Genomic DNA, 13987 nt, shown 5'->3' on the forward strand with positions numbered 1-13987 from the left:
ACAACAAGGCCGCGACACTGATCGAACGCATGGAGCACGAAGGCATCATTTCCCCGGCCAACCATGCGGGCAAACGCGAAGTGCTGATCGGCGACAATGCCGACGGCTACTAGGGTGTGTCCAGCACTCGACGCGATCGGGGATGGAAGCGGTTTTGCGGTTCGGAAACGCGCCAAAACAAAGACTTGGAGGATTTTCGCGATTCGGAGAAAAGCGGACATGCTCTGACGCCGACAAGGAACCTCACCGTTACACGATGAGTTTACCGCCGGGTCGTCCGGTTTCGCGCTCTTGCCGCAATTGGGATTTACCTCGACCATTCAAGGGGCAGACCCTTGTTGTACCGAAACGGAGTCCTGAAATGATTCGCATTGTCGCCGCACTCTTGACAGCGGGCATTTGCGCGCTCGCACTGGCCATGCCCGTCAATGCGCAGTCACGCGTTCTGACCCCGGATGAAGAGTTTCTCCTTCAAGAGATTTCGGCCCACAACACCGAAATTCGCACCATGGCTGGTCGCTTTGTCCAGATCGACAGCCAGGGCGGGCAAATCGAGGGCACATTCTGGCTCAAGCGCCCCGACATGGTGCGCTTCCGCTATGCCCCGCCAAGTCGGGAAGAGATCATTTCGCAGGGTCGCGGATTTTATGTCATCGACCGTCAGGAGCGCACCCAATACGCCTATCCGCAGGACAATGTGCCGCTGCGCCAGTTTCTCGGCGATGAGGTCAGCCTGATCAACTCCAACCTCTCCGACGTCGTGCTCTCGGAAACCCACGTATCGGTAATGATTGTTGATGAAAGCCCCATCGGTACTGTGCAGGTTTCGCTGATCTTTGATCGCGAGTCACTCGATCTCGTCCAGTGGAGCCTCATCGAGCCCTCCGGCGTGGAAACCACGTTTTCGATTACCGAGACCGAAAAGGGCGTCGATATTCCCGATCAGTATTTCCGCATCGATCCCACCTACCGGTCGGTCAACGCGAACTGAGAGAGAATGGGCTCGGGGCTTTACCGCGCCGGGCCGGGCCGTCATAAAGGCGTCACCCCTACCCGTCCTTCAGAGTCGCTTATGCCTTCGCTTGCCACCTGGAACATCAACTCGGTGCGGCTGCGCCTGCCCATCGTCCTCGATTTTCTCTCCCAGTACGGCCCTGATGTCCTGTGTCTGCAGGAGATCAAATGCATGAACGATCAGTTCCCCCGCTCAGCCTTCGCCGATGCCGGCTATCCCCACCAGGCCGTTCACGGACAAAAGGGCTATCACGGGGTGGCCATACTTTCGAAACATCCCCTTGACGAAATCACGGCGCGCGGCTTTTGCGACATACCTGACTGCCGCCACGTTTCGGCCCGGCTCGACTTCGGCAAAGGCCCGCTCACCGTACACAATTTCTACGTTCCCGCTGGCGGCGACGAGCCAAACCCCGAAATCAACCCCAAATTCCGCCACAAGCTCGACTTTCTGGCCGAGATGGAAGATTGGTTCGACGATCTGGTTTTCGACGAGCGCCAGCTGATTTGCGGCGATTTCAACGTGGCGCCCCATGAAAACGACGTCTGGAGCCATAAGCAGCTCCTCAAAGTGGTTTCCCATACGCCAGTCGAAACCGAAGCCCTCGACCGCCTGCTCTCCCGGCGCAATTGGGTCGATCTTGTGCGCCAGCACATACCGATCGAGGAAAAAGTCTATTCCTGGTGGAGCTACAGAGCCAAGGATTGGGACATGTCCGACCGCGGCCGCCGGCTCGATCACATATGGGCGACACGCGACATCGCGGCCCACGCAAAAGCAGCCCATATCCTGCGCCCGGCCCGCGGATGGTCGGAAAAACCCTCCGACCATGTGCCGGTAATCGTTGATTTCGCCTAGAGCGTATCCAGCAAAACCATGTCCCCGACGCGATCGGGGATGGAAACGATTTTGCGGTTCGGACACGCGACAAAGCAAGGGTTTGGAGCCCAGGATTTGATTTAATCAAATCCTGAACGGCTCTAGATGTCAGTCTGAAAACCGCTCGCCCAGACGGGTAATGGAATCGAGATAGCGCGAAAGTTCGGCCCTGATTGTTGCCGCGACATCTTCGGCAAGTTCGGGATGGCTTCTCAGCAGTTTCAGAAAAGGTCCGCGCGGCACAAACAGCAATGTGCTCGATCGCGCCGCCCGGAGCGATGCGCCGCGCGGACGGGTCAGCATCAGGCCGAGCTCTCCCACCAGCGCGACGGGATCGATGCGAAACCGCCCACTGTCCTCAACTGGCGAGTCCGTTGTCTCAAGAGCGCCGGACACAAGGACATAGCCGCCGTCGGCAACATCACCTGCCGTATAGAGAACATCACCAGGAGAAAGCGAAACGTCTTCGCAAACGAACGCCAGAAGGCGCAGCTGTTCATCAGAAAAGCTGGAAAAAAAATCGAGTTCTGCGAACGCGGCCACTGCCGCCGCTTCGTCCATACATGCCCCCGGCAGCGCGTTGAGGGCGTATGATTGGCATATATTACCGCGCGCGCAAAGGCTTAGACCGATCTGGCCCCGAGGAAATCAGGGAACCAGCCGGTATCCGCCTTCTTCAGTGACCAAAAGACGTGCATTTGACGGGTCGCGTTCGATCTTTTGGCGCAAACGGTAGATATGGGTCTCGAGCGTATGGGTTGTGACGCGATTGTTGTATCCCCAGACTTCGGCGAGCAGGACATCGCGTGAAATGGTCTTGGCACCCTGCCGGTACAGGAATTTGAGGATCGAGGTTTCCTTGTCGGTCAGACGGATCTTCGAACCATCGCCATTTTCCAGTGTCTTGGCCGCAGGCTGGAAGCTGTAGGGCCCTATGGTGAAAACCACATCCTCGCTCTGATCGTGCTGGCGCAGCGCGGCACGCATGCGCGCCAGAAGCACCGAAAAGCGGAATGGCTTGGTGACATAGTCGTTTGCACCGCTTTCAAGTCCACGAATTTCGTCGGACTCGCTGTCCTGCCCCGTCAGCATGATGACCGGCGCCCTAAATCCGTCGCTGCGCATGATCTTGAGGGCTTCCCGGCCATCCATGTCGGGCAGGCCGACATCAAGCAGCATAAGATCGAAATGGCCCGCCCGGGCGGTTTCACGCGCTCCGGAGGCCGTTCCCGCTTCCGTGATGTCGAACTCGCGATAGGGTTCGAGCTGCCCCACCAATGCGGCCCGCAGATCGGTGTCGTCGTCGACGACCAGCAAACGGCGCTTGTTCATCAGCAAAACTCCCGCTTCTTTCCTGACAAGCGGCAAACACCTGTCTTTCGAAGTGACATACGATTCAATCTAGCTTGAGTGAGGCATTCGCCAATCACATGCGCGTTATCGAGCCCCGAAAAGCGCCGAACCCACCCGAACCTGCGTTGCTCCCATCAGTATTGCCGTCTCGAAATCCGAACTCATCCCCATGGACAATTGAGAAACGCCGGCCTCTCTTGCCAAACGCGCCAGCTGCGCAAAATAGGGCCCTGGAGCGTCCTCGACCGGGGGAATACACATCAAACCAACGATATCGAGCCCATATTGATCCCTGCAGCGGGCAACGAAGGCGACTGTTTCCGATACCGCCACCCCCGCTTTTTGCTCTTCGCCCCCGATATTGACCTGCACGAAGCAAGGCAGATGCCGATTCTGTTTTTCCATCTCACCCGAGAGCACCCTGGCCAGCTTGTCGCGGTCCACGCTTTCGATGACATCGAACAATCCAACCGCATCGCCCGCCTTGTTGGTCTGCAGCGGCCCAATCAGATGCAATACGATATCGCGATATGCCGATTTCAGGGCGGGCCATTTGCCCTGCGCCTCCTGGACACGGTTTTCACCGAAATGACGCTGTCCGGCCTCAATGACCGGAGCGATCGCCGAAGCATCGAAGGTCTTGGAAACGGCTACCAGATTGGCGCGAGCGCCCCCTTCAAGCCGCCCGGCGGCCCGGTCCATGCGGGTCGTGATGTCCGCGAGCCGTTGGGCAGCGGTTTCCGGGGCGTTTGGGCTCATGGCAATGGTTGACCTTCCGGCGCTTTTCTGGTGATGGTCGCCTACCCAATTTCTCATCTCTTCTCAAGTATAGGGCGGCCACCGGTACTTTCTATGGCAAACGCTTCCGAGCGCTACAATCCGCGCGAACAAGAACCTCATTGGCAAAAGGTCTGGGCGGAGAACAAAACCTTCGAAACGTCCAACGACGATCCGCGTGAGCCCTACTATGTGCTCGAGATGTTTCCCTACCCCTCGGGCCGCATCCACGTCGGCCATGTGCGCAACTACACCATGGGCGACGTGGTTGCACGGTTCCAGCGGGCCAAGGGCAAAAAAGTCCTCCACCCAATGGGCTGGGATGCGTTCGGCATGCCCGCCGAAAACGCGGCGATGGCCAACAAGGTCCACCCGCGCGAGTGGACCTATGACAATATCGCGGCAATGCGCAAGCAATTGCAATCGATGGGTTTTTCGCTCGACTGGAGCAGGGAATTTGCGACCTGTGACGAACAATATTACCACCGACAGCAAATGCTGTTCATCGATATGCTTGAAGCGGGTCTGGTCACGCGCAAGTCTTCCAAGGTCAACTGGGACCCCGTCGACCATACGGTTCTGGCCAACGAACAGGTGATCGACGGCCGCGGTTGGCGCTCGGGCGCGCTGGTCGAGCAGCGCGAATTGACCCAGTGGTTTTTCAAGATTTCCGATTTTGCCGAAGATCTGCTCTCCGCGATCGACGGCCTGACCGATTGGCCTGAAAAAGTCCGACTGATGCAGCGCAACTGGATCGGACGGTCCGAAGGGCTGCGCATCCTGTTTGGCGTCGCTTCGGGTGATGCGGGTCAGGACAGCGTCGAGATTTTTACCACGCGGCCCGATACGCTGTTTGGCGCTTCCTTTGTTGCCCTTTCGCCCGACCACCCCATGGCTGCCCATCTGGCCCAGTCCGATCCGGCTCTGGCCGAATTCATCGCCGAGTGTCACCGCATGGGCACCTCGGCCGAAGTGATCGAAACCGCCGAAAAGCGGGGCTATCGCACGACAATTACCGTGACCCATCCGGTAATAGAAGGCGCAACCCTGCCCGTCTATGTCGCCAATTTCGTCTTGATGGATTACGGCACAGGCGCAATTTTCGGCTGTCCGGCCCATGACCAGCGCGACCTCGATTTTGCCCGCAAATACGACCTCCCGGTCATCCCCGTCGTTTTGCCGCCAAACACGGACGCCGAGGTGTTTTCCGTTGAAGATGAAGCCTATACCGGTCCCGGGGTCGCTTTTAATTCCGGATTTCTCGACGGTATGGATGTCGACGCCGCCAAGGATGCGATCGCCCGCTTTCTGGAAACCGAAAAGGTCGAAGGCAAGCCTCAGGGTGTCCGCCAGGTCAATTATCGCCTGCGCGACTGGGGCATCTCGCGTCAGCGCTATTGGGGTTGCCCGATCCCCGTCATCCATTGCGACACCTGCGGCATCGTTCCCGTGCCCAAGGATCAATTGCCGGTCCGTCTGCCGGCCGATGTCGAGTTCGACACGCCGGGCAATCCGCTGGACCGCCACCCGAGCTTCAAATACGTCGATTGCCCATCATGCGGCTCCAAGGCGCGCCGGGAAACCGACACGATGGATACATTTGTCGATTCCTCGTGGTATTTCGCTCGCTTTACAGCACCGCGCGCCGACAATCCGACGATTCCGGAGATGGCCAACGAATGGCTGCCGGTCGATCAGTACATCGGCGGCATCGAACACGCCATTTTGCACCTGCTGTATTCGCGCTTTTTCGCCCGGGCCATGAGCCGCACCGGGCACATGGATGTCGATGAGCCCTTCAAAGGCCTGTTCACCCAAGGCATGGTGACTCACGAAACCTACAAGGACGCCCAGGGCAATTGGGTGCCGCCCACCGAAGTCATGGTGCAGGCATCCGATGGCCGACGCGTGGCAACCTCTTCGGTGACCGGGGAGCCTGTGGTCATCGGCTCCATTGAAAAGATGAGTAAATCCAAGCGTAACGTCATCGATCCCGACGATATGATCGCCACGTATGGCGCCGATACGGTGCGCTGGTTCGTGCTTTCCGATTCGCCACCCGAACGCGACGTGCAGTGGACCGAAGCAGGCATCGAGGGTGCTTGGCGCTTTACCCAACGGGCCTACAAGCTGGTCGGCGAGGCGCGCGAACTGCTTTCGCTCGACCCGGCCATAATTGACGGTGAGGAGCAGCACACTGTCGAAATCCTCAAGGCCGCCCATAAGGCCACGGCCCTGATCGAGGCCGATCTGGCGGGGCTGCGGTTCAATCGTGCCGTCGCCCAGATCTACGAACTGGCCAATGCGATCCAGAAGTTCATTCCGGCCGTAAGCGAATCACCCTCTCTGGCCAATATCACCGCGCTGCGCACGGCCATCGAACGCTTCGTGCAGTTCATCGCTCCCATGATGCCCCATCTGGCCGAAAGCTGTTGGGCCAATCTGGGTCACCAGACGATGATCTGCGACACGCCCTGGCCGGAAGCTGACCCGAACTACCTTGTTGATGACACGGTTGTATTGGCAGTTCAGGTCAACGGAAAACGGCGTGGTGAGATCGAAATGCCCAAAGACGCGCCTTCGGCCCAGGCCGAAGCTGCGGCCTTGTCACTGGACGCGGTTGTCCGCATTCTCGAAGGCAACCCACCCCGAAAGGTGATCGTCGTGCCCAACAGGATCGTCAATGTGGTTTGCTAGAGGTCTTCGTGCCTTGTGCCTTGGTACGGCCCTAACAGCGGCCGTCTCTTTGGCCGGCTGCACACTGACGCCGATTTACGGCGGTGCGAACGCGGCGAACGCGAGCCTCGCCCTGAGCTATGCGGAACCGGAAACGCGCCTGGAGCAAGTGGTTTATCGAACGCTTTCGGATCGACTTGGGCCGAACGTCGCGGGCGCACCGCAGTTTTCTGCCCAGGTTTCGTCCAACACCACGCGCATTGGCCTATCCAGTATATCGGGGCCAATAACGGAAAATCAGCTCACGATCACAATAACTTATCTCGTCATCGACGATGGCATGAGCCTCGCCGGCGGCGCGCGCTCGGCCACCGCCGGCTATCGCACGACGGGCCAGATCGTCGCCGACGATGCTGCGCGGACGGCAGCGGAAGAACAGGCGGCAAAGGCGGCGGCGGAAACTGTTCGTCTGGCTTTGCTGGCCGACCTGCAGACACGATGAGCGCACTTAAGGGGCGCGACATCGAGAAGTTTCTCGCGCGCCCCGACCTGACCTCGGGCCTTGTGCTGGTTTATGGTCCCGATACCGGGCTGGTCAGCGAGAATGCGGCCCGGCTGGTCAAGCATTTCGCCGGCGACCCGCCAGATCCCGAAAGCCTGTCGCAATTGCATATGAGCGAGATCGACGCCGATCCCCAAAGACTGGGTATTCTGGCGCGCAGCCCATCCTTGTTTGGCGGTCAGACCACTATTCGCATTCGCGCGGCGACAAACAAACTGGCGCCCACCCTTGTCGAACTCCTCGACGAAGGAGCCCAGGCCCTCTTTGTCGTAGAAGGCGCCGACCTAAAGCCCTCCGACGCCCTGCGCAAGCATGCCGAAGCGCGCAGGGATGCCAGGGCATTGCCCTGTTATGCCGACACCGGCCAGACAATCGATACATTGATCCGCGAAACATTTGCCGCGGCCAATATTGCGCTGGAGGCCGATCTGGCACCGATGCTGCGCGACATGCTTGGCAACGACCGCCAGGTAACGCGCAGCGAACTGCAAAAACTCGTTCTTTATGCCGGGGACGGTGGCAGGTTGACCCGGGACGACGTCATGCGATTGTGCGGTGATAACGCGGCCTTGGCCATCGATGCTGTCGTCGATTCCATCGCCACCGGCCATGCCCGTCGCTTCGACGATGCCATGACGCGCGCGGCGGCCGCCGGAACCGACGCACAGCGCCTGCTGATCGTCGCAATGCAGCATTTTTCCAGGCTGCGTGCCATGCGTGCTGAAATCGATGCCGGAGCAAGCGTCGACCAGATCGTCAGCCGGGCAACGCCACGCATCCATTTTTCGCGCAAGGCCGGTTTCGAGCAACAACTCAGGCTCTGGAACGATGATGGGCTGGCGGCAGCCTGCAATCGTCTGGCCGCCGCCATCCTCGACAGCCGCAAATCGGGGCCACTGGCGCCGGCCATAGGCCGCCAGGCGCTGCTTGCCATATGCATGGCCGCGGCCAGACGATAGAACCTGTCGAGCACAAACCTGTCCGCGACGCCATGGCGCATGGAATCGGTTGTGCGACTCGGATACGGGACAAAACAAAATTCTAGAGCCGGCGACCCGACCTATTAAATCCAGAATGGATCAAGAGATATCAGCAACTTAGGCAGATGTTTCACGTGCAACGCCGCTCAATGCGGCATGAGGCGCGCGCAAATTCCGTCGAGCTGCTCAAGCGTTTTGTAGCGGATTTCCAGTTTTCCGCCACGATCCTTGTGATCGAGCGTCACCGAAAGGCCCAAGGCGTCCGATAGCTGCTTTTCCAGGGCCAGTGTGTCCGCGTCTTTCGACGCCGGCCGCTTTTCGCCGGCCGGTTGCGGTCGACGCGCTTCAGCGCCCTGCTGATGCAGCGCTTCGGCTTCGCGCACCGACAGCCCCGCGTCAACGATTCGGCGTGCCAAAGCCAATGGATCATCCGACGTAATCAACGTTCTGGCATGCCCCGCGGTAAGCTCGCCGCGCTCGAGCATGTGCTGGACCTCGTCGGGCAGCCGCAACAACCTGAGCGTGTTGGCAACATGGGAGCGGGACTTGCCAATGACGTGCGCCAGATCGTTTTGGGTATAGTCGAACTGTTCGATCAGCTGCCCATAACCTTGGGCTTCTTCAAGCGGATTGAGGTCGGCGCGCTGGACGTTTTCGATGATTGCCAGCTCAAGCGCTTCCTTGTCATCGACCTCACGGATGATGACGGGAACCTCGTGCAGTCCTGCGCGCTGCGCTGCGCGCCAGCGCCGCTCTCCGGCGATGATTTCAAAGACATCTGGCCCCTGATCGCTCGGGCGCACCAGAAGCGGCTGCATGACGCCTTTTTCACGAATTGAATTGGTCAGATCCTCGAGCAGCTCGGCGTCGAAATCCTTACGCGGGTTGGCCCGGTTGGCAATTATGAATTCGACGGGCAGCCGGCGGGTGCCTGTGGAGGCTTCTGCCTGGCGGGGCGCGGCTTCAAGAGGCTGCATATCGCCGATCAGCGCGGCCAGACCGCGGCCGAGACGAGTGGGTTTATCGTTCATGGTCTTCTCCATCAGGCCGCCCGCAACTGGCGTTCGCGCTTGATTACTTCGGTGGCCAATCGAAGATAGGCCTGACTTCCGGCGCATTTAAGGTCATACAGCAAAGCCGGCTTGCCATAGCTGGGCGCCTCGGAAAGACGCACATTGCGAGGAATGACGGTGTCGTAGACCAGCGTTCCCATATGCTCGCGCACATCGCTGAGCACCTGCTCGGACAGATTGTTGCGCTTGTCGAACATGGTCATCACCACGCCCTGGATCGACAGCCGCGGATTGAGTGTCGAGCGGATTTGCTCAATGGTTTGAAGCAATTGGCTCAGACCCTCCAGCGCGAAAAATTCGCACTGCAACGGCACAAGCACCGCGTCGGCAGCGGTGAGCGCGTTGATGGTGAGCAGATTCAGCGACGGCGGGCAGTCGATCAGCACATAGGTGATCGGCTTATTGTCGATGGTCACTTCGGCAACGTTATCCAATGCCGACTTCAAACGAAACGCCCGATCCCGCTCGGCGGCGATCATCAATTCCACACCCAGCAGATCCATGGTCGAGGGAACGATCGCAACGTTGGGTACATTGGTAAGCACCGCCGCGTCCTTGACGGTCGATTCGTTGAGCAGCAGGTCATAGGACGAGCGCTCACGCTGCTGGCGGCCGAGCCCAAGCCCGGTGGAGGCATTGCCCTGCGGATCGAGATCGACGATCAGAACACGCTCACCAATCGCGGCGAGGGCAGTTGCAAGGTTAATGGCCGTCGTCGTCTTGCCGACACCACCCTTTTGATTGGCGAGTGTAATGATACGCGGATGCATCTGACCTCCGAAACCGTCACGGCTTCAAACACTTAGGTTAGGTGCGAGGCCTCAGATGGGAAAACTCGAGCAGAACGCCGTCTTTGTCCGTCGCACTTTGATGCTTTAACACATCGTAAACCCAATCTGAATCCGCTGATTTCAGTTCTTCCCCATTTTCGCGCCCTTTATGCAGAATGGCGCGGCTTTGCGGGCTCCAAAAACGGTGGATATAGGTCAAGAGCAAGGGTAAGGGCGCTAGGGCCCGGGAGGTAAAAAGATCGACTACCCCAACAATTTCGGGCGGAACCGCCTCTATTCTGGCAGTATGAACTGTGATCGGCAGGTCAAATTCGCGCGCCGCGGCCCGCAGGAACGCACATTTTCGTGTGTTGGATTCGATCAGATGCATGGAAAAATCGACGTCCTGCAACGCGATGGCCAGGGGAATCGCGGGAAAACCCCCGCCGCTGCCGATATCGAGAATGCGCAATGGCCCGGAAATTGGGCCGATCAGCGGCAAAATCTGAAGCGAATCAAGGATATGGCGCGACCACAGATCCCCCGGTGTTTCACGTGAAACCAGATTCTGAACCTTCTGCCAGCGCAAAAGATGGTCCGAAAATCTATGGAGTTGAGTGAAAATAACCTCAACATTGCCGAACATTGGCGCACCGTGGCGCTCAAGGTCCGCCAAACGCTGCGAATCACCGGTCATGACGCCTTCCGGTCGATACGGCCACGACGGATAACCGCCAGGACCAGTGTCAGCGCCGCCGGAGTCACGCCCTCGATTCGCTGGGCCTGGGCGATGGTTTGGGGACGGGCCGCAATGAGCTTTTGCTTCATTTCGTTCGATAGCCCGGGCAGAAGGCTGTAATCGAGCCATTCGGGAATTGCACGCGCTTCGTCTCGCTTTACGGCCTCAACGTCCGCCTGCTGGCGCTCCAGATAGACAGCATATTGCGCGTCGATGGCCACCTGCTCATAAGTCTTTGATTCCATGTCTGAAATCCCAGGCCATACGGCTTCAAGATCTTGCCGCGTGGTGGTTGGGTAGCTCATCAGTTCAAAGGCGGTACGCCGCACGCCATCCGCATTGACGTTCACGCCGACTTTGCGCGCTTCGGTCGGGGTTACCCATAGGGAATGCAAAAGCGCCTTGGCTCCGTCCAGCCGCTCCATACGGACGCGGAAATGCTGCTCACGCTCTTTGGACACGATGCCGGTGTCGATTCCAAGCTGCGTCAGGCGCTGGTCGGCGTTGTCGACCCTCAGCTGCAGACGGAACTCGGCGCGCGAGGTGAACATGCGATAAGGCTCGGTCACCCCGCGGGAAATCAGATCGTCGATCATGACGCCAAGATAGGAATTGGTGCGCGAGAGGATGAGTGGGGTGCGCCCGAGGGCGGCCAATGCAGCGTTGGCACCGGCCAAAAGGCCCTGCGCGGCAGCCTCTTCATAGCCCGTCGTGCCATTGATCTGACCTGCCAGGTAAAGCCCCGGCAGGGCGCGCAGCATGAGGCTTGGCGCCAGTTCGCGCGGATCGACGTGATCATATTCGATGGCATAGCCGGGACGCTTGATCACCACATTTTCAAGCCCTGGCATGGCCTGCAGGAATTCCAGCTGCACATCGGCCGGCAGGGACGTCGAAAGGCCATTGGGATAGATCGTGGGATCGTCGAGCCCCTCGGGCTCCAGGAAAACCAGATGACTGTCCTTGTCGGCAAAGCGCACGATCTTGTCTTCGATCGAAGGGCAATAGCGCGGCCCGCGCGACTGGATGCGTCCCGAATACATCGCTGATTTTGAAAGATTATCGGCGATGATCCGATGCGCCTCGGGTGTCGTGCGGGTTTCAAAACACGAAATCTGCCGGGTTGTGATGGCGTCGGTCAGTGCGGAAAACGGCTCGGGCGGTTCGTCGCCAAGCTGTTCGTTCAGCACCGAGAAATCTATGGTGTTGGCATCGAGCCGCGGCGGCGTGCCGGTCTTGAGGCGGCCCAGCTTGAGCCCGAGCGCTTCAAGACGGACCGAAAGGCCCAGAACCGGCTTTTCCCCGGCCCGGCCCGCCGGAATGGTTTCCTCACCACGATGGATAAGACCGCGCAGGAATGTGCCGGTTGTCAGAACCACGGCTCTGGTCGAAATCTGGCGACCGTCGAGCAGAACGACGCCGCTGACCACGCCATCGGTCACCATGAGATCGTCGACTTCGCCTTCGATAATGTCGAGATTGGGCGTTGCAGACAGTTCGGCCTGCATGGCCTCGCGATAAAGCTTGCGGTCCTGCTGCGCACGGGGCCCACGCACGGCCGGACCTTTTCGGCGATTGAGGACACGGAACTGAATGCCGCCCTTGTCGGCGATGCGGCCCATGACGCCATCGAGGGCGTCAATTTCGCGGACCAGATGGCCTTTGCCCAGACCACCGATGGCCGGATTGCAGCTCATTTCACCAATGGTTGCGAACCGATGCGTGACCAGCGCGGTTGCCACCCCCAGGCGTGCCGAAGCGGCCGCCGCTTCCGCTCCCGCGTGTCCCCCGCCAACGATGATGACGCCATAGTCAGTCATGATTGCACTCTCGATGGTGTTTCACGTGAATCTCTTGCCCGCATTGGCGCCCACTGTTTCACGTGAATCCCTCGCGACAAGGGTGCGGCGTGTTTCACGTGAATCACTTCCCGATGCAAAAACCGGCAAACAGTCGGTCCAAAACCGCTTCATTGTCCATAAGCCCGATCAATCCGGCCAGAGTGTCGGCAGCCCGGCGCAAGTCTTCAGCGCAGAGTTCGGGCTGGTCGATCCGCTCCAATGCCGTTTCAACGCTGACGATCGCCCGCTCGAGCGCGTCTTTGTCGCGCAGATGGCTGACCAGGCTTGATTCACTCGCACCGAGGCGGCCTTCAATATGGCTTTCGATGCGCTTTAGCAAGGTTTCGATACCCTCTCCGCTGGTGACCGACAGCGACAGATCGACCACAAAGGCCCCCTGCCCCAGATCCGATTTTGTGCCCAGACGCCAGACGGGAACGTCCATTTCAATGTCCGGTGCACTTACTGCGTCCGGAGCAAGCAGCCAGAGGACGAGATCGGCGCTTTCCATAGCCTTTTTTGCCCGTCTGATGCCTTCGCCTTCCGCCAGACTGTCTGTCTCGCGCAGTCCGGCGGTATCGGTGAGCGTGATGAGCTGACCGCCGAGATCGATGGCGACATCCTTGGTATCGCGCGTGGTACCGGCTTCAGCGGTGACGATCGCGACCTCGGAGCCGGCCAGGCGATTGAGCAGGCTCGATTTGCCGGCGTTGGGCGCGCCGGCCAGAACGATGCGGAAACCCTCCCGGACGATGCGGCCCCTGTCATAGCTCGCCAGTGCGTCGGCGAGCTTGCGGCCAAGCGCCTGCAAATCGGCGATAAAATGATGCGGCAAGGCGAATGGTACGTCGTCTTCGTCTGAAAAATCGAGACGCGCTTCGATCTCGGCTCGCGCGTCCAGCAACAACGCCCGCCAGATCATGACTTGATCGGCCAGACCGCCTTCCAGGCGCGAGAGAGCCTGACGCCGCTGGGATTCGGTTTCGGCCGCCAAAAGATCACCAAGACCCTCAACGGCCGTAAGATCGAGCTTGCCGTTTTCAAAGGCGCGGCGGGTGAAATCGCCGGCCCCGGCCAATTCAAGGCCGCAACAGGTGGTCAGCGTGGACAGAATGGCCTTTACGCCGGCCGGTGAACCATGAACCTGAAACTCGGCACAATCCTGCCCGGTGAAGGAATGGGGCCCGGGGAAAACGGCAACAAGGCCCTGGTCGAGGGCTTCCCCCGTTTCCGGATGGATCAGCGTCTTTCGCGCCAGTGTGCGGGGCGCCGGCAGACTGCCGCACAGAGCCTCGACCGCCGCAAAGGTCTTTGGACCGGAC

General features: G+C 59.5%; 13 protein-coding genes. 5 read left to right on the forward strand and 8 right to left on the reverse strand.

From position 1 onward, the window contains the following. The first annotated feature begins 361 nt into the window (after positions 1 to 361). Together AACZ55_RS11825 and xth are read left to right on the forward strand one after the other, a co-directional pair. The gene (locus AACZ55_RS11825; RefSeq protein ID WP_338608415.1) at positions 362 to 991 is read left to right on the forward strand and encodes an outer-membrane lipoprotein carrier protein LolA; all 630 of its coding nucleotides are present in this window, start codon (positions 362 to 364) and stop codon (positions 989 to 991) included. Positions 992 to 1072: 81 nt separating this feature from the next. After that, positions 1073 to 1873, forward strand: a complete 801-nt coding sequence (gene xth, locus AACZ55_RS11830; protein WP_339646307.1) for an exodeoxyribonuclease III — start codon at positions 1073 to 1075, stop codon at positions 1871 to 1873. A 129-nt stretch (positions 1874 to 2002) separates the two neighbouring features. Here the strand turns inward: xth and AACZ55_RS11835 are convergent, their stop codons facing one another. The 3 genes from AACZ55_RS11835 to AACZ55_RS11845 form a co-directional block, all read right to left on the reverse strand. Further along, positions 2003 to 2455, reverse strand: a complete 453-nt coding sequence (locus tag AACZ55_RS11835) for a Crp/Fnr family transcriptional regulator (protein ID WP_339646309.1) — start codon at positions 2453 to 2455, stop codon at positions 2003 to 2005. Positions 2456 to 2542: 87 nt separating this feature from the next. Then, positions 2543 to 3226 carry a response regulator transcription factor gene (locus AACZ55_RS11840; RefSeq protein WP_339646311.1) on the reverse strand — a complete coding sequence of 228 codons (684 nt, stop codon included), beginning with the start codon at positions 3224 to 3226 and terminating at the stop codon, positions 2543 to 2545. Between the two features lie 105 nt (positions 3227 to 3331). Then, complete coding sequence (locus tag AACZ55_RS11845; protein ID WP_339646313.1) at positions 3332 to 4006, reverse strand: YggS family pyridoxal phosphate-dependent enzyme; 675 nt, start codon at positions 4004 to 4006, stop codon at positions 3332 to 3334. A 93-nt stretch (positions 4007 to 4099) separates the two neighbouring features. On the opposite strand from AACZ55_RS11845, the gene leuS reads away from it, so the two are divergent. Genes leuS through holA form a run of 3 tightly spaced genes read left to right on the forward strand, consistent with a single transcriptional unit; the run spans position 4100 to position 8221 of the window. Beyond that, on the forward strand, positions 4100 to 6721 hold the full coding sequence (gene leuS, locus AACZ55_RS11850; RefSeq protein ID WP_339646315.1) for a leucine--tRNA ligase: 2622 nt from the start codon (positions 4100 to 4102) through the stop codon (positions 6719 to 6721). Between the two features lie 49 nt (positions 6722 to 6770). Further along, on the forward strand, positions 6771 to 7202 hold the full coding sequence (gene lptE / locus AACZ55_RS11855; protein ID WP_339646317.1) for an LPS assembly lipoprotein LptE: 432 nt from the start codon (positions 6771 to 6773) through the stop codon (positions 7200 to 7202). Further along, complete coding sequence (gene holA / locus AACZ55_RS11860) at positions 7199 to 8221, forward strand: DNA polymerase III subunit delta (RefSeq protein ID WP_339646319.1); 1023 nt, start codon at positions 7199 to 7201, stop codon at positions 8219 to 8221. The genes lptE and holA overlap by 4 nt, the downstream gene beginning before the upstream one ends. A gap of 167 nt (positions 8222 to 8388) precedes the next feature. Here holA and AACZ55_RS11865 read toward each other — a convergent pair whose 3' ends face one another. From AACZ55_RS11865 to mnmE, 5 genes are all read right to left on the reverse strand, one after another. Next, positions 8389 to 9273: a ParB/RepB/Spo0J family partition protein gene (locus tag AACZ55_RS11865; RefSeq protein ID WP_338610776.1), complete on the reverse strand. Its 885-nt coding sequence runs from the start codon at positions 9271 to 9273 to the stop codon at positions 8389 to 8391. Positions 9274 to 9284: 11 nt separating this feature from the next. Then, positions 9285 to 10085 carry a ParA family protein gene (locus AACZ55_RS11870; protein ID WP_339646322.1) on the reverse strand — a complete coding sequence of 267 codons (801 nt, stop codon included), beginning with the start codon at positions 10083 to 10085 and terminating at the stop codon, positions 9285 to 9287. 37 nt (positions 10086 to 10122) lie between these two features. Further along, entirely contained in the window at positions 10123 to 10782 is a 660-nt protein-coding gene (gene rsmG / locus AACZ55_RS11875) for a 16S rRNA (guanine(527)-N(7))-methyltransferase RsmG (RefSeq protein ID WP_339646324.1), read from the reverse strand. After that, on the reverse strand, positions 10779 to 12644 hold the full coding sequence (gene mnmG / locus AACZ55_RS11880; protein ID WP_339646326.1) for a tRNA uridine-5-carboxymethylaminomethyl(34) synthesis enzyme MnmG: 1866 nt from the start codon (positions 12642 to 12644) through the stop codon (positions 10779 to 10781). Before mnmG ends, rsmG begins: the two co-directional genes overlap by 4 nt. 103 nt (positions 12645 to 12747) lie before the next feature. Then, positions 12748 to 13987, reverse strand: a 1240-nt coding sequence (mnmE, locus tag AACZ55_RS11885; RefSeq protein WP_339646328.1) for a tRNA uridine-5-carboxymethylaminomethyl(34) synthesis GTPase MnmE, incomplete at its 5' end; no start/stop codon positions are given.

The organism is uncultured Pelagibacterium sp., assembly GCF_963972885.1.
Classification (GTDB): Bacteria; Pseudomonadota; Alphaproteobacteria; order Rhizobiales; family Devosiaceae; genus Pelagibacterium; species Pelagibacterium nitratireducens.